Genomic DNA, 19,064 nt, shown 5'->3' with positions numbered 1-19,064 from the left:
GACGCGCCGCCGCTGGCCGCTTACGGCGCCATCAGCGCCAGGCCGCCGGCCAGGTGGCGCACGTTGCCGTGGCCCAGTTCCTGCGCCATCTGCGCCGCCTGGGCGCTGCGGTTGCCGCTGCGGCAGAAGAACACCAGCGGGCGCGTTTCCCGGCACAGCCAGGCCGCATGTTCAGGAAGCCGCGACAGGGGCAGGCTGTAGGCGGCGCGCCCATGCAGCAAGGGCGTGCCGAGCGCGTGTTCGCAGGCTTCGCGCACGTCCACCAGCAGCGCATCCGGATGGCGCTCGAGGTAGCGCGCCAGCGCGCTGCCATCCAGGCCGCATGGGATCATGCCCCTTGGCGCGGTGGGCGGCAGCGCAGCGGGAACGCCGGCTGCGACGCCCGATCCGGTCGCCGGACAGCGCGCGGGCGGCAGCGTGCCGAGCGCCTGTCCGCAGCGCGCGATGCGGCGGCAGGCCGCGTCGATGAAAGCGTCGTCCACCAGCGGACCGAACGACATGCGCACCGCATTCGCACTGCGTTCTTCCGACAGCCCCATCGCCAGCAGCACGTGGCTGGGCGCCGCCTTCGCCGCCGCACAGGCCGAACCGGCGCTGACCCGCACGCCGGCGGCATCGAACAGGTCGAGCAGCGCCTTGCCCGAGTGGTTCGGTACGGTGAAGTTGAGCGTGGTCGGCAGCGCGTGTTCGAAGGGCGCATTGAAGACGATGGCGGGAAAGGCCGCACGCAGGCTCGTGGCCAGCCGTTCGCGCGCGGCGGCCAGTTGCGCATGGCTGCGGAAGGTGCGCCCCTCTTCCAGCGCGCGCAGCACGGCGCCGAGGGCGGCGATGCCGGCCATGTTCTCGGTGCCCGAGCGCTGGCCGGCTTCCTGGCCGCCGCCGCACATCAGCGGCGTGTAGGGGGCGCCTTCGCGCACGTAGAGCATGCCGACGCCTTTCGGCGCATACAGCTTGTGACCGGAGAACGGCGCGTAATCGATGCGGGTACGGTTCAACTCCAGCGTCAGCTTGCCGAGCGCCTGCACGCAGTCGACCAGCCACAGCGCCTGGCTGCCGGTCTCTTCGAGCACGGCCGCGATGGCGTCGAGGTCGGACACGACGCCGGTCTCGTTGTTCGCGGCCATCGTGCAGATGAGGGCGGCGCGCGGCGCCAGCGTGCGCAAGTCGTCGAGGCGATGGCGGCCGTCGACATCGACCGGCAGCGCCTGCAGCGTGAGCCCCGTGCCGAGCAGCGCGTTCCAGTGCGCCAGGCTTTCCGGCACCGCCTTGTGTTCGGTCGCGCCGTACAGCAGCAGGTCGCCGCAAGGCAGCCCCGCCGCACGGCGCTCACGCACGGCGCACAGGCTCGAGAGCACGGCGGTCTGGATGCCTTCGGTGGCGCCGCTGGTAAACAGCAAACGTCCAGCGGGCGCCCCGAGCACGCGGCGCGCACGGCTGCGCGCATCGTCGAGCAGTGCGCGGGCGCGCAGGCCCGCCGCATGGCTGCTGCTCGGGTTGCCGAAACACGCGCCCAGCGCGTCTTGCGCCGCCTGGATGGCCGCCGGCAGCACTGGCGAGGTCGCGTTCGCGTCGAGGTAAATTTCACTGTTCATGGAAGGGCCCAAATCGCAAAAACTGTAAACACGCGTGCAGATCGTGTTATTGTTAAGCAATATGTTACAAAGGGATGGCGGAAAGCGTGTTCTAAATAAGCTATTAAAAACTAGGTTATTAGCATAGTTGTTCTATTAGTGACGAAAAACTAAAATGAATTCACTAGACAAGTTTGATTGTGCGATCCTCGCCGCACTGCAGGCCGATGCGACCCTGTCGATCTCGGGCCTCTCCGACAAGGTCGGCCTCTCCAGCACGCCCTGCTGGAAGCGCGTCAAGCGCCTCGAGGAAGAGGGCTATATCGAAAGCCGCGTCACCATCGTCAACCGCCAGAAGGTGGGCTTGCCGGTCACGGTGTTCGTGAGCGTACGCACCCCCGAACACGACGAAAAATGGCTGGCGCGCTTTGCCGCCGCCGTCGTCGCCCTGCCCGAAGTGCTGGAATTTCACCGCATGAGCGGCGACGTCGACTACCTTTTAAAAGTCGCCACGACCGACATCGCCGGCTACGACCGCTTCTACAAAAAGCTGATCAAGACGGCGCAACTGAGCGGCGTTTCCTCGGCCTTCTCGATGGAGCAAATCAAGTGCACGACTGCCCTGCCGCTGGAGCTGATCGCGCACGGCCTGCCTGCCTGAGCTGCCTGCACCCCGCTCGCGTTCTATGCGATGATGGCGGCCGTCGTATCTAAACGGAGACAGGCTGATGCCATCGAAATTCCCCCTGGCGCCGCTGGCGCTGGCAGCGCTGCTGTGCGCATCGAACGCCGCGCTGGCGCAGGAACAAAGCGTCAAAATCGGCGTGACCGGCCCGCTCTCGGGCGCCAACGCCTTTGCCGGCAAAGACAATGAAAACGGCGTGCGCCTCGCCATCGAGGAACTCAACGCCCGGAAGATCAAGGTGGCGAATAAAACGCTGCGCTTCGAGCTGCAATCCGAAGACGACGCCGGCGATCCGAAGCAAGGCGTGACGGTCGCCCAGAAGCTGGTCGATGGCGGCGTCAAGTTCGTGCTCGGCCCCTATAACTCGGGTGTCGCCATTCCCGCCTCGCGCGTCTATAACGATGCCGGCGCGCTGATGTCCACGGTCGGCACCAATCCGAAGATCACCCAAAGCGGCTACAAGGGCGTGTTCCGCATCGTCGCCAGCGATTCGCAGGTGGGCGGCGCGATGGCGAATTACGCCGCGCGCGAGCTCAAATTGAAAAACGTTGGCGTCATCGACGACCGGACCGCCTTCGGCACCGGCATCGCGACCGAATTCAAGCGCCAGGCGCAAGCCGTCGGCATGAAAGTCGCAGGCCACGAATTCACCAACGACAAGGCGAGCGATTTCGCCGCCATCCTCACCGCGTTGCGCGCGAAAAAAGTCGACGCCATCTTCTTCGGCGGCTATGCGCCGCAAGCGGCGCCGATGGTGCGCCAGATGAAGGCGCTCGGCCTGAACGTGCCGCTGCTCGGCGGAGATACCCTGTGCAGTCCGGAGATGGCCAAACTCGGCGGCCCGGCCGTCGGCGAGAACGTGCGCTGCGCCCAGGCCGGCGCCATCATCGCCAAACAGCCCGCCGGCCCGGCCTTCCTGACCAAATACAAGGAGCGCTTCAAGCGCGAGCCGGACGTCTACGCGCCCTCCTTCTACGACCAGGCGATGTTCATCGCCCAGGTGATCACGGCCGCGAACAGCCTCGCCCCAAGCGCGGTGGCGCAGCAGCTGCGCACCTTGACCCACCAGGGCGTGGTCGGCAGCTATGGCTACGACGACAAGGGCAACCTGAAAAAGACCGCCGTCACCGTCTACACGTTCAAGAACGGCGCGCTGGCGCCACTGGCAAGCTATTAAGGTATTCAACCCATGAACCAACATTTCAAAGCCGGCGCACTGGCTGCCGCCGTCCTCATCGCCTGCGCACCGGCGCATGCTTTTCACGCGCCCACCGCCGCGACGAAGCAGGTCGCCGCCAATCCCCAGGCCGGCAAGAAGCTGAACGTCCTCGCCGACGAGTACTACGATGCGCTGGCGCGCTTCGACCCGGTCGCGGCCAGCGAGAGCGGCGACAATCGCTTCATCGACCAGATCGGCATGTCGATCTCGCCCGTCGAGCGCAGCAAACAGTTCGCGCGCTATAAAGCCTTCCAGAAGCGCCTGCACGCGATCAAGCGCGCGCAGTTGAACAGCCGTGACCAGACCAGCTACGACATCCTCGACTATGAGCTGGCCATGGCGCTGCGCTTCGAGCCCTTCCCCGAGCACCTGCTGCCGCTGAACCAGATGGACAGCATGCCGGTCACGCTGGCGAACTACGCCAGCGGCCAGGGCGCCCAGCCACTCGCTACTGTCCAGGACTACCGCGCCTACGCCAGCCGCCTGGCGCAGCTCGGTCCCTGGCTCGACCAGGCGATCGCCAACATGAAGGAGGGGATCAAGCGCGGCATCGTGCATCCGAAACCGGTGATGCTCTCCGCCCTGCCCCAGTTCAAGCAGCTGGTGGCCGCTTCGCCTGACGCAAGCATCTACTACACGCCTGTAAAAAACTTCCCGGCCGGCTTCTCGGACGCCGACAAGCGCGCCTTGACGAAACTGTATGCCGATGCGATCGGCACCAAACTCAATCCGGCCCTGGCCCGCCTCGCCACCTTCATCGAGAAGGACTACATTCCGGCCGCACGCAGCACCAGCGGCTGGGACGCGCTGCCGAACGGCGCCGCCTGGTACAAGGTGCGCGTGGCGAGCCAGACCACGACCGACCTGACGCCGGAAGCGATCCACGCGATCGGCCTGAAGGAAGTGGCGCGCATCCAGGGAGAATATGGCCGCATCGGCCCGAAGATGGGTTATACCGGTCCGGCAGCGGGACTGCCGGCATGGGTTTCCCAGCAGCCGAAGTTCAAGCCTTTTAAAACCGAGCAGGAAGTCATCGACGTGTACCGCAAGCTCGACGCCCAGCTGCGCACCAAGCTGCCGTCGATGTTCAACCTGATGCCGAAGTCCCCGCTCGATTTGCGCCTCGAGCCTGAACTGAGCCGCGCCACTGCCTCCGACCATTACACGGCCCCGGCGGTGGACGGCACGCGTCCGGGCGTGTTCTGGTCGGTCGTGAACGATCCGACGCAATATGGCAGCACCGGCATGGTGACGCTGTTCCTGCACGAGGGCCAGCCGGGCCACCACTTTCACATCGCGCTGGTGCAGGAGCTGGGCCTGCCGAACTTCCGCAAATTCGGCGGCAACAATGCCTTCACGGAGGGCTGGGCGCTGTACGCGGAGACCCTGGGCAAGGAGATGGGCCTGTTCGACAAGCCGGAAGATTATTTCGGTCACCTGAACGACGAAATGCTGCGCGCGGCACGCCTGGTGGTCGACACGGGCCTGCACACCAAGGGCTGGACGCGCGAGCAGGCGATCACCTATTTCAGCGATACGCTGGGTTACAGCGAAGCCGATTCGCGCGCACAGATCGAGCGCTACATGGTCTGGCCGGGGCAGGCGCTGGGCTACAAGATCGGTTCCCTGAAGATCCTGGAACTGCGCCACCGCGCGGAAGCTGCGCTGGGGTCGAAGTTCAATCTGCCTGCCTTCCACGACGTCGTGCTGGGGGAAGGAACGCTGCCGCTGGCGCTGCTGGAGAAGAAGGTGGACCGCTGGATTGCGGCGAGTAAGTAAATCACTGTGCAGGACACGCGGACGTTGACGCGTGTCCTTCCGATGTATTCCAGGCGCTCGTTTGCGGCAGCTAGTCCGACTCTGCGCGCTCAGTGAAGCGATGACTTCGCTGAGCGAGAACGCCGGTAGACGGCGAGTTTCTGGTGCCGATGACAGGTTCCAGTTACTGCCACGGCCCACCCGCCTTCCAGTACTGATGTTCTACACTTCCAGCCAGGACGGGAAGCAGGAAGATCTTGAGCTCGTCGATCACAACGGGCAGCTCAGGCGCCTCAAGCTTGTTTTTCTTGAGAAACCCGCGCCAATGCGCGAGTTTGGATGCATCCTGGGCGAAATCATCGGCCAACCCTATCGGCTGCGGGTCGGCCGCTGTTTTCCTGCGCTCGCAGGTTGCCGCCACCGCTTGTTGCATGATCGATCCTTCGAAATCGGAGTGCCGGCTTAGTATCCACAGGTCGAAGTAATCCTTCAAGCGCGTATTGGCCATCGCAAGCGAAATCACGGCCTCGGTTTTCTCTGCCACGACGGTATAGCGGGGGTATGCACGTAATGCAGGGCTGGGCATGCCTTCCAGCAGAACCGGGTACTCGACTTCGTCGACTCCGGGGGTGACGGCATCTCCGTAGCCGATATCGATCTGGATGGGGCAGCGGGCCTTGTCGATGTAGCCCGTGAAAGTAACGCGCACACCCGCGTAATTCGATTCCTTGCGTATCTCGACTGCCTCGACCGTATCGGCATCGAACACGATGCCGTCGTCTGCCGCCATGGTACAAATTTCCCTGAAAATATCTTTCAACGTGTCGAGTCCATGGTCCCCATAACCCATCATATCGACATCCGTGGTCGGGCGGATGGGAATATCGAACCACAAATTGAACAGCATGGCGCCTTTCAAAAGAAACGCGTTGGCGTGTTCCGAGATGGATAGCCGGTATAGCATGCGCTCCAGACCGTAGCGAGTCAGAACCTGCTGATACTCGAAATTGGCCGCTTTCGCCGTGTTCTTGAGCCGAGCGAGGACCGACTGTGGAAGGTTTTTTGCCGAGTTCAAGAAAGCGACTCCAGATAAGGGCGCATGATCCTCTCTACGCGACAGATTTTTCCAAAATGGTAGAGTTCACGCATGGTTACGCGCTTTTGCGCCCAGGCCTCGCGTAGTGCCTCGATGCCGACATCGACACCAATCTTGTTGCGATACTTAAAGCAATCAGCGATCGTTTTCGCGATGCTGTACACCCTGATCAGCTGCCCACTTGCCTGATGTTGTTCTACTCCTTTCGCAAACGCGGCGCCGGAATACCAGACAATCCGAATTGGGGGATAGTCGATTTTCGGAGCACGCGCTTTGTTCGGAAGTGCTAGCCAAACTTCAAAAGGCGATTGGGTCGTCAACCGATGAAAGCGCAGGGCGGTGAGAAGGCAAAAGATACCTTGCGCGCTATAAGCGGCGACGTCGATCAAACTGTCCAGCTCGGTGCTGGGCCGATCGGTGCGCGCATACAGCCCACGTCCAATACGCGTGATTTCGCCCTGGCGCATCAGCCGTGTAAGGGCCATGCTCGACAGGCCCGCCGCGACAGCATCGCTGGTTCGAAACGTCGGGCCTTCGGTTTGCAGTGTTATGAGCAGGGTCTTGGCGTTCATGTCAATATTGTTTCATAGCGTCGGTAGATGTCAACATATACCGACGCCTATAAACAAAACTTGTTTGCAAACGTCGGAAAATATAAACAATTACCGACGCTCTCCAACAACTATGTAGTACCGAAGATCCTTACTCCAAGCATGGAAACTGCACGGACGGGCGAGCTCAATCACGGCAGTCCAGCTACCCGCTTTCGTAGCCTGACAAACCCGGGCGTCACCGTCATGCGCTCATGCCCGCCAGGCTTACTTCACGTTGATGAACGGGATCGCCCCACCGGACACGTTCGGCAGCTTGCCATCCCACTTCTCGATGGCCAGGCGCTGGTTCTCCATCTCGCGCAGGCGGATCAACTCCGGCGTCACCTGCTGGCGCTGGATCGCCAGCGATTCGGCTTCGGCGCGGGCTTGCGCCACGCGCTGGCGGGCTTCGACCTCGATGCGCAGCAGGTCGCGTTCCGCCTTCAGCTTTAGTTGTTCGGCCGTGGTCTTGGCCTCGATGGCTTCGTTGAACGACTTCGAAAAATTAAAATTCACGATCGAGAACTCGTCGACCACGATCGCGTGGCGCGCCAGCCGTTCGCGCAGCTGGGTCACGATCTGGTCGCGCACGTCGGTGCGCTTGGCGATCAGCTCCTCGGCCGTGAAGCGCGCGGTCACCGCTTTCACCGCTTCCTGGACCGAGGGGATGATCATCCGCTCGCCCGGCTCGTTGCCCAGGTCGCGGAACACGGACACGGCGCCTTCGGGCTTGACGTGGTAGTTCAGCGCCACGCGCGTGTGCACGATCTGCAGGTCACGCGAAGCGGCATCGCCCTCGCCTTCTCCCTTCTGGATCGACACGTTGACCAGGTTGATCTTCTGCGCCAGCGGCACGCGAAAATGGATGCCTTCGCTCAGCACCTCGCTGCTCGGGCTGCCAAAGGTCGTCTTCACGCCGCGATGGCCGGCAGGGACGGTGCCGAAGGGCGCCAATGCGAATAACAGAAGCAGCACGATGATACCGACGACGACTTTCAGTGACAGTCTTTTCATGGGTTTCCTTTTCGATTTGTTCTGCCGAACGCTTCCCACTTCGCAGGACTCGCCGCGCTGACGGCCGCTAAAGTATATCGCTGCTGAACTGTTAGAAACCGGGAATTACAAGAAACAACAACTCGGCAACATCGAAGCCGGGAGGGCACCTGCCGGTGGGGCTGTTGCCTGTGCGGTTATTGGTATGCGTGATCCGCGTGGCAGCGAAGCTGCCCACGCTACGGGATGCGTTTCGGATTTGCGGACCGCTACTGCATTATTTCTGCGGCGTGATCCGCCGCACGACACCACCGCCATCGTCGACCACCAGAGCGCGCCATCGAGCGCGGCTCCACCGCCGCCGCAGGGCCCGAAACAACATTGTTTGAATCCATTCAGGCAGTCCACGCGTATATGAGTGGGTAAGACAACCTACAACACGAAAGGACTGCCATGCGTACCCTCAAATCCACATTGGTCATCGCCGCTGTTTTCGCCACCAACGCGTTCGCCCACGCCGACGTCTTGGTGGGCGGCCAGAACATGTTCGCAAACAAGGACATCGTCGACAATGCGGTCAATTCCGCTGACCACACGACGCTCGTTGCGGCCGTCAAGGCTGCGGGCCTGGTCGATACGCTGAAGGGCAAGGGACCATTTACCGTCTTCGCACCGACGAATGCCGCCTTCGCCAAACTGCCCGCCGGCACCGTCGACACCCTCGTGAAACCGGAAAACAAGGCGACGCTGACGAAGATCCTGACCTACCACGTCGTCCCAGGCAAATACGACTTCATGACGCTGAGCGCTGCGATCAAAAAACAGAATGGCACCGCCGAACTGACCACGGCCAGCGGCGGCAAGCTGAAGTTCATGATGAACGGTAAGCACAACATTACCGTCGCTGACGAAAAAGGCCAGACGGCGAACATCAGCACCTACGATGTTTACCAGTCAAATGGCGTGATCAATGTGCTCGATACTGTCTTGATGCCGAACTAAATCTCTCCTGTTCAGGCATGCACGGCGCCGTGACGGTCAGCCAGGGTGCCGTGCATGATACAGGCGAGTCGGCGGCGCCCTGTGCGGGCGACCGCCGCTGTCACTTCTCCGAGACGATCCGCCACACCACCCCGCCGCCATCGTCCACGACCAACAATGCGCCATCGGCCGCGACTTCCACCGCGGCCGGGCGGCCCCACACATCGCGGTCGCTCAGCACCATGCCGGTCATGAAATCCTGGTACTGGCCGGTCGGGGCGCCGTTCTTCATCATCACGCGCACGAGCTTGTAGCCGGTGCGATTGCCCCGGTTCCAGGAGCCGTGCAGGGCGAGGAAGATGTCGCCCTCGTACTCTTTCGGGAAGGCGTGTTGCGCGCCCTGCGGGGCCTGGTACACGACCATGCCGAGCGGCGCGGAATGCGCCTGGATCAGGGTGTCGGGGACAGTCACCTTGCTCTTCAGGTCGGGCCGAATACCCTTTAAACGCGGGTCTTCGTTGGCGCCGATGTAGTACCACGGCCAGCCGTAGAAGCCGTCCTTCTTCACGCGCGTGAGGTAGTCGGGCGGCAGGTTGTCGCCCAGTTCGTCGCGCTCGTTCACGCTGCAAAAGAGATCGCCGGTCTTCGGATGCACCAGCATGCCGACGCAGTTGCGCAGGCCGTTCGCATATGGCCGGCGATTCCGACCGTCGACGTCGAAGGCCAGCACGGCGGCGCGCTCGGTCTCTTCGCCCCAGGCGGCACCCACGCCATATTTCGCTTCCCACTGCGCCAGCGGCTGCGATGGTTTGGCGCCGATGCCCGCCGCGATGTTGGTGGCCGAGCCGACCGCCAGGAACAGCGTCTTGCCGTCGTTCGAGAACGCGAGGGTGCGCGTAACGTGGCCGCCGCTGGAGTCGCTGATCTTGTCGACGATGACTTCCGGCTCGCCCTTCGCCTTCAGCTCGCCGACGCTGTACGGGAAGCGCACCACCGAGTTGACGTTGGCGACGTACAGGTATTTTGGATTCGGCCCGGCCGGCCACAGGGCCATGCCGTAGGGACGCGACAAGCCGCTGGCGAACACGCTGCTGGTCTCGGCCTTGTCGCCGTCTTTTGAACGCAACACCGTGATCTGGCCCTTGGCCGGTTCGGACAGGAAGATGTCGCCGTTCGGTGCGCGCAGCGGCAGGCGCGGCTTGCCGAGCTTGTCGGCGTAGATGCCGATCTTGAAACCTTTGGGGACGGCGGGCATGGCGCCGTCGGGACGTGGCGCTAATTTCGGGCCGTTGCCGGCGCTGTCGCTGGCGAAGGGCGCAGCCAGGTCGGCCGGTTTGATGTGGTGCAGGTCGCCGGGTTTATCAAGGGTCGAGGCGGCGCTGTCCCTGGCTTCCTTCGTGCCCGTGCTCGCTGCGGGAGCGGCGGCCTTGCCGCTTCGGGTGGCGAGGTAGTCGATCACGGCGGCGCGCTGCCTGGCATCGGCGACGCCGATCGGCATCGCGGTGCCGGGGATGTCCTTGTTCGGGTCGCGCAGGAAGACGTCGAGTTCTTCGCGGGTCCAGGTTTTGCCGGCGGCGCCGGCTTTGGTGAGCGCGTCGGTGTAGTTGAAGCCGGGGACGGCGGCGGCTTTGCGGTTGATGAGGTTGAACAGGCCGGGGCCGGCGCGCGAGGTCATTGCCGGGTCGACGGTGTGGCAGCTGGCGCAGTTCTGGTCGAAATAGGTTTGGCCGGTGGGGGCGGCGCTGGCCGTGGCGGCGGCGGCGAGCGCGAAGCTGGCGGCGATGATCGGGGTTTTCATTGTTGTTCTTTCGGTTGTCATGTCGTAGTCGGATCGACGGAACAAGAAGCGCAAACCTTAGTAGGGCTGTTGCCTGTGCTGTTAGTGGTGCGCTTCATCCGCATGGGCACGAGTGCCCATCCTACGGGACCTGCCGCGTATCCGGTGCGCGATGCGCGCGCCGCAGGATACGGAAGACGGCGCGTATCCGGGGCGGCGGGCTGCTGATTACTCGACCATGAAGACGGGATAGCGGCGCCATTCGGGTTCGCGGTATTTGTCGCAGTGGGCGAAGACGAAGTCGAGGACAGCCTCCTGGTTCGACAACAGGGACGGATTCGCGGCTTTCCATTCGGCGAATTTTGCGGCCAGGGCCGGCTCGTCAAGCAGCATCTGCTCGGCTTCGTCCTCGAACACGTAGTCGGAATATGCTTCCTTCTTTTCCAGCACGCTGTTGAAGAAACCCCAGCGGAAGAAGCTGTCGTGGGCCAGCGGCTCCAGCGTTTCGACGACGTAGCGCGCCTTGTCCTGGTCGAGCGAAACGATGACGTCGCCGGCGCGCACCAGCACCTGGCCGCGGCGCTTTTCCAGCTGCACATCGTCGTGGAACATGTGGCCTTCGTAGGCGGTAGGGCGCGAGGACACCGACGCGATGTGATAGTACGCCACGTCCTGCATGCGGTCTTCACTCACGCGCTCCATCCGGACGCCATTCAACTCCATGCGCTCAATCGCTTCGCGCCAGGCTTGCGGAATGATGTAGGCCTTGGGCGCCGCCACCGTCACGTCGGCCTTGAAGCGGTTGTAGTAGGTGATGTCGCGTTCCCACGGGCTGCTACGGTCGTAATACAGGCGCGAATAGTCACCCAGCACGCTCGGCTTGTACTTGGCCTCGTAGCCTTTGAAACGGAAGGTCGACGTGTTCTCTTCGTCCATCACCCAGTGGACCGGCCACTCGGCGCGGGTGCGGCCCGCGTCCTTCGCGGCGCGGCGCAGCTGCTGGATCTGCGCGCCGTGCTGCACCGTAAAATCGAGCGCCGTTTCGACCAGGGCACGCATCGATTCGTAGCGGTCCTTGAACGGTTTCAGCATGTGCGTCTCCGGCATGAAACCGATCGTGTGGTGCAGGGCCGCGTAGCCGGTCGAGAAGCGCGCCGTCTCCAGGAATTCGGCGATGCCGTGGTCCGGGCTGTCCTTGACCGGGTTCACATATGGGCAGGTCGGCCAGCCGCGCGCTTCCATCCCGGCGAACATGGCGGGGAGCATGGTGCCGGTCAGGAAGCCGCCCAGCTCCGAACCCAGCTTGTCGGCCTGGGTGTGGATCAGGGTCATCGTGTAGCTGTAATCGGCGCCGTTCGACGTATGCGTATCGACCATCACGTCCGGGTCCCAGCTCGTGAACAGCTGATTGAAGACCTGCGCGGTCAGGGTGTCGCACTTGACGAAGTCGCGGTTCAGGTCGAGGTGGCGGCTGTTGCCGCGGAAGCCGAACTGCTCGGGGCCGTCCTGGTTCACGCGCGAGGTATTCGCGCGATTCAGGCTGCCGTCGACGTTGTACAAGGGGACGAACAGGAACACGGTCCGGCCCAGCGCGGACAGGCGCTCGGGTTCGATGCAGAAGTCGCGCACCAGGGCCATGCAGGCGTCGACGCCTTCCGGTTCGCCCGGGTGGATGCCGTTGTTGTTGAAGAAGACCGGACGCCCTGCCGCCTTGATCGTATCCCGGTCGAACACGCCGTCGCTGCTCACCACGCCGGCGTGGATCGGCACGCCCGCATCCGAGCTGCCGACGACGCCGAACTTCAGCACCTTTGGATAGCGGCGCGCGAGGTCTTCGTACCAGGCGATGCATTCGCTCAGGGTCGTGGTCTGGTTCTGGTTGCCCAGTTCATAGGGCGTGTTCAATGCGTTCGACATGATGGGTGTGGGGAGATTGAGTCAGGCCGCTACGATACCGCAGATGCGCCGGACAGTGGCAGTGCAATCGCCAGCGTGGTGCCCCGTCCGGGCGCGGAACGGACGGCGATCGTGCCGTGCAGCGCCACCACGCGCTCGCGCATGCCGATGATGCCGATGCCCTCCGAACTGCTGGCTGGATCGAAGCCCTGGCCGTTGTCCTCGACCTCGATGCGCAGCATGTCGTTGGCGGCATCGAGCACCAGCGTTACCTCGGCCGCGGTGGCGCGTGCGTGCTTCATGATGTTCGACAGCGCTTCCTGCACGATGCGGTAGGCGGAGATTGCCAGCTCGTTGCCGAGGCGTGAAAAATCGCCCTCCGAGTGGAAGGCGAAGCGGCAGTCGGCGCTGTCGTAATGGCGCAGCATCTCCTCGACGGCGCCGTGCAGGCCGAGCATGTCGAGCACCTCGGGGCGCAATCTCCGCACCAGGCGCCGGCCGTTCGCGTACAGGTCGAGCGCAAGTTTGGTGATGGCCTGCGCCTTGCCGCGGATTTCCTCCACCTCCGGCCCGGGCCGGGCCTTCGCGGCCAGCGTGCCGATGCTCTGCGCCTCCAGCCGTACCGCGATCAGCGAGGCGTTCAACTCGTCGTGAATCTCGACCGCAATGCTTTTTCGCTCGTCCTCGATGATGCTGTTTACTTTCTGGATCAGCTTGCGCTTGTCGGCATCGGCCCGCAAGGCTTCGTTGCGCGAGGCGAGCAGGTCGCGCGTGCGCTCGGCCACCTTGTTTTCCAGGTCCTGGGTCGATTGGTCGAGCGCCACCGACATGTCTCCGATCGAGGCCTGCAGCTCCCCTACTTCGCCGCCCGTGGTCACCGGCAGCTCGACCCGGTAGGTGCCGCCGCGGATGGAACGCAGGGCGCCAATCGCCTCCTTCAGGGGCAGCGTCAGCGAGCGTGCCAGCACCCAGGCGAGGATGCCGCTGGCGACCAGCGCCAGCGCCGCCATCGCCAGTTCGATGCGAAAGCGCCGGCCCTGCTTGGCCAGCATGTTCGAGGGCGACATCCGCACCCGCACCGCGCCGACGATCTCGGTGGTGAGCGTCGGCGGGCGGGCGTCGCTCGAGGCGGAGACGTGCGGCGTGCCGTTGTCCGTGAAGAGGTTGATCCAGACGACCTGCTTGCGGATCGGCGCTTCGTAATAATGCGGCTCGGCGCCCTGTGCGGTTTCCGAGGTGACGCGCACCGCGCGCTTTCCGCTGGCGTCGACCACGTCGACCCGGTAAATGCTGCTGTCGGACTGCACCAGGCCGTTGATCGTCAGGCGCAGGTCCGTCAAATTACCCGAGATGACGTTGTATTCGCTGGTCTCGGCCAGCGCGCGCGCCAGGATGCGTCCGCGCTCGCTCAACTCTTCGGCTACCTGGGCGCGGTGCGCGTACCAGGAATACCAGACGAAAGCCGTGAACAGGAACACCACCGGCAGCATGGTAATGAAGGCCATGCGCAGGCCGATGCTCCAGCTGCGCCAGAACCTTAAGCTCATGGCCGCGCGCGCGCAAAACGGCGCGCTTCATTGGTGACCAGGATGTCGAGCGAGCGCGCCACGCCCTCGTTGATCGCGGTATGAAAATAGCGCGGGAATTGCGGCGCCGGCAGCTCGCCGCTGGCGACAAAGCTGGCCGCCATTTCCGCCACCTGCGCGTTGATGTCCTCGATCTCGGAATAGGTCGTCGCCAGCGCGCCCACTTTCACCATGTCGCTTGAAAAGCCGATCACCGCCTGCTTGCGGCGATAGGTGGAGAGCAGGATGTTGCGGATATTTTCCGGGTTGTAGATCGCGCTGTCGGGCAGCGCCAGCAGCACTTCGCTGCGCTTGACGCGCGCGAGCACGTCGTCCACGTCGTCCTCGCGCGTCGCCTGCAGCACCTCGGCCTGGCCGAGCAATGCCGGCTGCAGGAAGCCGGTGTCGGGCCCGAGGATCGCGGCCACGCGCACTGGCCGCCGGTACAGCAGCGTGGCCAGGCGCACCTGGTCGGCGGGCGCCGGTTCGGCGTACACCGCCGTCATGGTGCGCGCGCGTCCGGGCGGCAGCCGGTCCACTACCGCACGCCAGACCTGGCTCGAGGTGAACGCGGAGATCACGACGCAATCGCAGTGCTGCGCGGCTGCCTTGCGCAGTGCGTCCGGGCCGATGGCGATATAGACCATGCGCCGGCGCTGGGCGAGTTCGGTGCGGAAGGCGGCGAAGGTCGGCACCAGGCGTTTATATAGATCTTCGGCGATGCGCACCGTGAGGCCGCTCTCGTCGCCCGTGAGGATCTGGAAGCGGTAACCGGATACAGGCGTTGGCGCCGGCGCGGCAGCTGCGCCGGCAGCGAGCAAGCATCCTGCGATCAGCGCACGCAGCCGCATCAGGGCTGGATCAGGCCATACTTCACCGCCAGTTTCGTGATGTGGGCCTGGCGCTCCACGCCCAGCTTTTCCTTGATCGACTGGCTGGTATTGCTGATGGTCTTGGTGGACAGGTTCAGCTTTTCGGCGATCTCGCCATTCGTCAGGCCTTCGGCCATCAGCTTGAAAATCTCGAGGCCGCGCTCGTCGAGCTGCGATTGCGGCGAAACGTCGCCGCGCACCGCGATGCTGGCCAATCTCTCGGCGATCTGCGGCGGAAAATACAGTTTGCCCGCTTTCGCCTGGCGCACGGCCGCGGCCAGGTCGGCCGGGTCGCAATCCTTGGTGACAAAGGCATGGGCGCCGATGCGGTAGGTCTCCTTGATCAGGCTATCCTGGTCGAACTGGCTGAGGAAAACCACCTTCGCCTGCGGGTCGGCGCGCAGGATGTTCTGCGCCGCGTCCAGTCCCGTCAGCTCGGTGCCGAAGCGGATGTCGAGGACGACCACGTCCGGCTTGTGCTCGGCGTACTGCGCCAGCGCTTCGTCGGGCGTGCGCGCCTGCGCGACAACATCCATGCCCTCGGCCGCGAGCGACATCGCAAAACCGGTCATCACGATCGGGTGGTCGTCGGCCAGCATGACGCGAATTGGTTTCAAGCTGCTCACATTTCTCTCCGTTCCTTACATCCGCTTACCAATGCCTGGCAGCGATGTGTGCCAGCCGACAGAAGCCGGGCCGGTATGGGTTGATTATTTCATACAACGGCGCCTGAAGCGAGGGGCTACCTGCCCGTGACGATGGACACCGATGATTCTTCCGTAAGCAGCATGGCATGCACGGTTGCCAAGAAAACGCTTTACTCATTGCTAGCCAATGGCATATATTATTTCTATTCCTTAGAAATATGCAGCACTTTCCGTAAGCAAGAGCCCTGAAGCCATTCGCCGGGGCAGAACAACAAGGAGATCGCCATGCATTTCTCGCACATGCACCCCCATAGCGGCAGCAAAGCCGGCAAATTCGCCCTGGTCGCCGGCCTGCACGCGCTGATCGCGGTCGGCGTCGTCAACATGATGAACAATAAGGTCATCTCGATGCCCTCGCTGCCCGATGACCTCACCGTGTTCATGACGCCCGAACCCGTGCCGCCGCCGCCACCGCCGCCGGAACCGCCAAGGCCGATGCCGCGGGTCGCGCCGCCGGACGTCGTGGTGCCGAAAGTCGAAGTCGAGGTGCCGCCGCCCGTGATCGACAACCCGGTGCAGGCGACGACCGAGGTGGCGCCTCAAGAACCAACGCAGCCGGCGCAGGCAGAGGTGCCGGCCCAGCCGACCACACCCCCGTCGAACACGGGCGCAATGCGCAGCGCCGTGCTGGCCGACGCCAACGGCTGCGCCAAGCCGAACTACCCGGCGAACGCCGCCCGCAATGGCGACAGCGGCACCGTGACGCTCGCCCTGCTGGTCGGGGCCGATGGCCGCGTGACGAGTTCGCGGATGCAGAAGTCGAGCGGCTCGCGTGAGCTCGACCGTGCCGCAGTGGGCGCGCTGAGCATGTGCCAGTTCAAGCCGGCGATGAACAACGGCGTACCCGAAGCCGGCTGGGCGCAGATTGCCTACGTCTGGACGCTCGAATAAAGTAAATCGTTTCCGTTTTACCCGCCATCCCTCAGCCTGGCGGGTTTTTTTGTGCCTGTGTTTTTTGGCAGGCCCGTGTTCGGCCCTTCATACGACAAGGATGCGGTCCATGTTTTCCGATTCAGCCTCACCTGCCTGCGCCGGCTTCGCTGCCGTGTTCATGCTCGTTGCCGCCCTGTCCTGGCTGGCCTTCAGCCCGGCGCAGCCGCCCTTGCCGGCGCCCTTGCCTTTGAATGCACCCGCGGCGCAGTTCTCGGCGGCGCGCGCAGCGAGCGACCTCGGTGTACTGGCACGTGCGCCGCGTCCGATTGCAAGCAGCGCCAATTACGCAGCGCGTGCCTACCTGCTCGCACGCCTGCGCGCCATCGGCCTGGAGCCACAGGTGCAGCGCGCCCTCGTGCAGAAGAACTATGTCGACTACAACGCCAACTACGAGGCGACGATGGGCATCGTGCACAACGTGCTCGTGCGCCTGCCCGGCACCGCGCCCGACCGGCTGCGCCGTCCCGGCCTGCTGCTCGTCGCCCACATCGACAGCGACCGCACCAGCCTCGGCGCCAGCGGCGCGGCGCCGGTGGCGGCCCTGGTCGAGACCTTGCGCGCGCTGCGTGCGGGCGCCCCGCTGGCGAACGACGTGCTGGTGCTGTTCGCGGACGGCGAGCATGTCGGCAGCCTCGGCATGCAGGCCTTCGCCGAGCAGCACCCGTGGGCGCGCGAGGCCGGGCTGGCGCTGCGCTTCGACGGCGCCGGCAGCGGCGGGCCGCTCCTGCTCTACAACACCGTCAATGCCAACAGCGCAGCCATCGACGGCTGGCTGCGCGCGGCGCCGGATATCCAGGGTTCGTCGCTGATGCACGAGGTGCACCAGCTCGCACCTGGCGCGCTGCGCATCGGTGCACTCGGCCTGCTCGGCGTGCCGGTGCTGCAGTTCGCGAACACCGGCCGGCCGTTTGGCCGCGATGGCGCGCTCGATACGTCGCAGCGCTTCGAGCCCGCCACGCTGCAGCAGATGGGCGATACGATGCTGCGCCTGGTGCGCGCGTATGGCAATGCGCGCATCGACCCGCAGCCATTCAAAGGGCAAGTCTACTTTCCCCTGTCCTTCGCCGGCACCATGCATTACGGCGGGGAGCTGGTCTGGCCCCTGACGCGCTTGACTTGCCTGCTGCTGGTCGGCGCCGTCGTCCTCGCGATGCAGCGCGCGAACCTGCACTATCCCGCCCTGCTGCAGGCTTTCTTCATCGTTCCCTCGATCGCGGTGGCGCTCGGGGTCGGCGCCTGGCAGTTGTGGATACACTTCCCCGGCTTGCACCGCGCATGGAACCCGGTGTCTCCCGAGCGTGCACACTACGCGCTGCTGTATCTGGCCGCGGTGTGCGCGCTGTGCGCCGCCGTGTTCATCGCCGCGCAGCGCGTGCTGCAGCGCCGGACCGGCACTGCGGCGGCACTGCTGGCGAGTCTCGCCTGCCTGGTGCTGGTGCTGCTGCTGGCGAGCTGGTTCGCGCCCGGTGCCAGCTATCTGGTCGCGTGGCCGGTGCTGGCGGCGCTGGCCTCGTTCTCGGTGCTGCATGCGAAGCGGGTTGCCGCCTGGCCGCCGGCGGCGCGGCTGGCCGTGCTGCTCGCAGGCGTGCTGCCCGCGGTCGTGCTGGTGCTGCCGGTGCTGCGCGACAGCTTCCTGGTGCTCTCGCCCGAGCGCATGAATTTACCGGTCGCGATGCTGGCGCTGGTGCTGGGCGCGTCGACGCTGCTGCTGGCCTGTGCACCGCTTTACGCCGCGCGCACGCTGCTGCTGGCGGGGCTGGGCGGCCTGGCGCTGGCAGGCAGCGCCAGCGGGTCCGACGAGGCGCCGCCGCTGCGCGCGAATGGGCTGGTGTATTACAAGGACATGCCGACCTGGGACGCCTACTGGCTGCATCCGGCAGGCGCACTCGATCCGTGGGAGAGAAAACTGTTCGCCAAGCTGAAGGAGCCGTATGTCTTCCTCAACGTCTTCGGCTGGGAGAGCCCGCGCCAGTGGTATGCCTGGGCGCCGCGCGACGGCCTGAAATTTCCCTTCGTGCGCATCCTGCGCAACGGCAAGGCGCCCGACCGCCACGCCGACTTCACGCTGGTGTCGGAGAACCGCGCGCCGGAGATCCGCCTGAAAGTCACCGGGGCGAAGCCGAAGCGCGTGACGGTGAACGATCGCGTCCTGATCGACGTGCCGGCCAAGACGCTGACGATGGTGCTGTACGGGATGGAGGACACGCTCCTGCACTTCCGGATCGAGGTGCTGTCCGATCCGATCTTCGCCGTGCGCATCGAGGAAGTGCTGCCCGGGCTGCCGGAACGCCTGCTGCCGCCACGGCCCGCGGCGCCGGCGCTGATCCCGTCGAGCGGACAATCGATCGCGGCCGATACGCTATGGTTCTACTAGCGGTGCTTGCTCTACAATGTGGCGCGCACCCAGGTGCGCGTCTC

The 19,064-nt window shown here is 64.5% G+C and carries 15 protein-coding genes; 6 read left to right on the top strand and 9 right to left on the bottom strand.

Features of this window, described 5'->3' with window-relative positions; all coding sequences use genetic code 11:
• Positions 1 to 20 precede the first annotated feature (20 nt).
• The gene (locus AC1MEM_RS05205) at positions 21 to 1,592 is read right to left on the bottom strand and encodes an aminotransferase class V-fold PLP-dependent enzyme (protein ID WP_499475769.1); all 1,572 of its coding nucleotides are present in this window, start codon (positions 1,590 to 1,592) and stop codon (positions 21 to 23) included.
• Between the two features lie 154 nt (positions 1,593 to 1,746).
• Between AC1MEM_RS05205 and AC1MEM_RS05200 the strand changes: the two genes are divergently transcribed.
• From AC1MEM_RS05200 to AC1MEM_RS05190, 3 genes are all read left to right on the top strand, one after another.
• Positions 1,747 to 2,232, top strand: a complete 486-nt coding sequence (locus AC1MEM_RS05200) for an Lrp/AsnC family transcriptional regulator (protein ID WP_499475768.1) — start codon at positions 1,747 to 1,749, stop codon at positions 2,230 to 2,232.
• 67 nt (positions 2,233 to 2,299) lie between these two features.
• Positions 2,300 to 3,433 carry a branched-chain amino acid ABC transporter substrate-binding protein gene (locus AC1MEM_RS05195; protein ID WP_499475767.1) on the top strand — a complete coding sequence of 378 codons (1,134 nt, stop codon included), beginning with the start codon at positions 2,300 to 2,302 and terminating at the stop codon, positions 3,431 to 3,433.
• A gap of 12 nt (positions 3,434 to 3,445) precedes the next feature.
• A complete protein-coding gene (locus AC1MEM_RS05190; protein WP_499475766.1) occupies positions 3,446 to 5,254 on the top strand; it encodes a DUF885 domain-containing protein in 1,809 nt (602 codons plus the stop codon).
• A 163-nt stretch (positions 5,255 to 5,417) separates the two neighbouring features.
• Here the strand turns inward: AC1MEM_RS05190 and AC1MEM_RS05185 are convergent, their stop codons facing one another.
• The 3 genes from AC1MEM_RS05185 to AC1MEM_RS05175 form a co-directional block, all read right to left on the bottom strand.
• Positions 5,418 to 6,308: a nucleotidyl transferase AbiEii/AbiGii toxin family protein gene (locus AC1MEM_RS05185; RefSeq protein ID WP_499475765.1), complete on the bottom strand. Its 891-nt coding sequence runs from the start codon at positions 6,306 to 6,308 to the stop codon at positions 5,418 to 5,420.
• Positions 6,305 to 6,901: a type IV toxin-antitoxin system AbiEi family antitoxin domain-containing protein gene (locus tag AC1MEM_RS05180; RefSeq protein WP_499475764.1), complete on the bottom strand. Its 597-nt coding sequence runs from the start codon at positions 6,899 to 6,901 to the stop codon at positions 6,305 to 6,307. The genes AC1MEM_RS05185 and AC1MEM_RS05180 overlap by 4 nt, the downstream gene beginning before the upstream one ends.
• A gap of 246 nt (positions 6,902 to 7,147) precedes the next feature.
• The gene (locus tag AC1MEM_RS05175; RefSeq protein WP_499475763.1) at positions 7,148 to 7,936 is read right to left on the bottom strand and encodes a prohibitin family protein; all 789 of its coding nucleotides are present in this window, start codon (positions 7,934 to 7,936) and stop codon (positions 7,148 to 7,150) included.
• A 432-nt stretch (positions 7,937 to 8,368) separates the two neighbouring features.
• Here AC1MEM_RS05175 and AC1MEM_RS05170 point away from each other — a divergent pair, with 432 nt between their 5' ends.
• Complete coding sequence (locus tag AC1MEM_RS05170) at positions 8,369 to 8,917, top strand: fasciclin domain-containing protein (protein WP_499475762.1); 549 nt, start codon at positions 8,369 to 8,371, stop codon at positions 8,915 to 8,917.
• Positions 8,918 to 9,017: 100 nt separating this feature from the next.
• Here the strand turns inward: AC1MEM_RS05170 and AC1MEM_RS05165 are convergent, their stop codons facing one another.
• From AC1MEM_RS05165 to AC1MEM_RS05145, 5 genes are all read right to left on the bottom strand, one after another.
• A complete protein-coding gene (locus AC1MEM_RS05165) occupies positions 9,018 to 10,694 on the bottom strand; it encodes a PQQ-dependent sugar dehydrogenase (RefSeq protein WP_499475761.1) in 1,677 nt (558 codons plus the stop codon).
• A 207-nt stretch (positions 10,695 to 10,901) separates the two neighbouring features.
• The gene (locus AC1MEM_RS05160; RefSeq protein ID WP_499475760.1) at positions 10,902 to 12,590 is read right to left on the bottom strand and encodes a M14 family zinc carboxypeptidase; all 1,689 of its coding nucleotides are present in this window, start codon (positions 12,588 to 12,590) and stop codon (positions 10,902 to 10,904) included.
• 29 nt (positions 12,591 to 12,619) lie between these two features.
• Positions 12,620 to 14,116: a sensor histidine kinase gene (locus tag AC1MEM_RS05155; RefSeq protein ID WP_499475759.1), complete on the bottom strand. Its 1,497-nt coding sequence runs from the start codon at positions 14,114 to 14,116 to the stop codon at positions 12,620 to 12,622.
• The gene (locus tag AC1MEM_RS05150) at positions 14,113 to 14,985 is read right to left on the bottom strand and encodes a hypothetical protein (protein WP_499475757.1); all 873 of its coding nucleotides are present in this window, start codon (positions 14,983 to 14,985) and stop codon (positions 14,113 to 14,115) included. The genes AC1MEM_RS05155 and AC1MEM_RS05150 overlap by 4 nt, the downstream gene beginning before the upstream one ends.
• Positions 14,985 to 15,632 carry a response regulator gene (locus AC1MEM_RS05145; RefSeq protein ID WP_499475756.1) on the bottom strand — a complete coding sequence of 216 codons (648 nt, stop codon included), beginning with the start codon at positions 15,630 to 15,632 and terminating at the stop codon, positions 14,985 to 14,987. The genes AC1MEM_RS05150 and AC1MEM_RS05145 overlap by 1 nt, the downstream gene beginning before the upstream one ends.
• Before the next feature lie 306 nt (positions 15,633 to 15,938).
• Here AC1MEM_RS05145 and AC1MEM_RS05140 point away from each other — a divergent pair, with 306 nt between their 5' ends.
• Both AC1MEM_RS05140 and AC1MEM_RS05135 read left to right on the top strand, forming a co-directional pair.
• On the top strand, positions 15,939 to 16,604 hold the full coding sequence (locus tag AC1MEM_RS05140; RefSeq protein ID WP_499475755.1) for an energy transducer TonB: 666 nt from the start codon (positions 15,939 to 15,941) through the stop codon (positions 16,602 to 16,604).
• Positions 16,605 to 16,713: 109 nt separating this feature from the next.
• Positions 16,714 to 19,020 carry a M28 family peptidase gene (locus AC1MEM_RS05135; RefSeq protein WP_499475754.1) on the top strand — a complete coding sequence of 769 codons (2,307 nt, stop codon included), beginning with the start codon at positions 16,714 to 16,716 and terminating at the stop codon, positions 19,018 to 19,020.
• Positions 19,021 to 19,064 lie beyond the last annotated feature (44 nt).

This window comes from Telluria sp. AIW5 (genome assembly GCF_056680575.1).
The sequence above is the reverse complement of the archived record's forward strand: the minus strand, read 5'-3'. Positions and strand labels throughout refer to the sequence as shown.

Coding starts and splice junctions, on each gene's coding strand:
- AC1MEM_RS05150 (WP_499475757.1), bottom strand. CDS start 14,985: ATGCGGCTGCGTGCGCTGATCGCAGGATGCTTGCTCGCTGCCGGCGCA.
- AC1MEM_RS05135 (WP_499475754.1), top strand. CDS start 16,714: ATGTTTTCCGATTCAGCCTCACCTGCCTGCGCCGGCTTCGCTGCCGTG.
- AC1MEM_RS05180 (WP_499475764.1), bottom strand. CDS start 6,901: ATGAACGCCAAGACCCTGCTCATAACACTGCAAACCGAAGGCCCGACG.
- AC1MEM_RS05170 (WP_499475762.1), top strand. CDS start 8,369: ATGCGTACCCTCAAATCCACATTGGTCATCGCCGCTGTTTTCGCCACC.
- AC1MEM_RS05155 (WP_499475759.1), bottom strand. CDS start 14,116: ATGAGCTTAAGGTTCTGGCGCAGCTGGAGCATCGGCCTGCGCATGGCC.
- AC1MEM_RS05200 (WP_499475768.1), top strand. CDS start 1,747: ATGAATTCACTAGACAAGTTTGATTGTGCGATCCTCGCCGCACTGCAG.
- AC1MEM_RS05140 (WP_499475755.1), top strand. CDS start 15,939: ATGCATTTCTCGCACATGCACCCCCATAGCGGCAGCAAAGCCGGCAAA.
- AC1MEM_RS05160 (WP_499475760.1), bottom strand. CDS start 12,590: ATGTCGAACGCATTGAACACGCCCTATGAACTGGGCAACCAGAACCAG.
- AC1MEM_RS05205 (WP_499475769.1), bottom strand. CDS start 1,592: ATGAACAGTGAAATTTACCTCGACGCGAACGCGACCTCGCCAGTGCTG.
- AC1MEM_RS05175 (WP_499475763.1), bottom strand. CDS start 7,936: ATGAAAAGACTGTCACTGAAAGTCGTCGTCGGTATCATCGTGCTGCTT.
- AC1MEM_RS05190 (WP_499475766.1), top strand. CDS start 3,446: ATGAACCAACATTTCAAAGCCGGCGCACTGGCTGCCGCCGTCCTCATC.
- AC1MEM_RS05195 (WP_499475767.1), top strand. CDS start 2,300: ATGCCATCGAAATTCCCCCTGGCGCCGCTGGCGCTGGCAGCGCTGCTG.
- AC1MEM_RS05165 (WP_499475761.1), bottom strand. CDS start 10,694: ATGAAAACCCCGATCATCGCCGCCAGCTTCGCGCTCGCCGCCGCCGCC.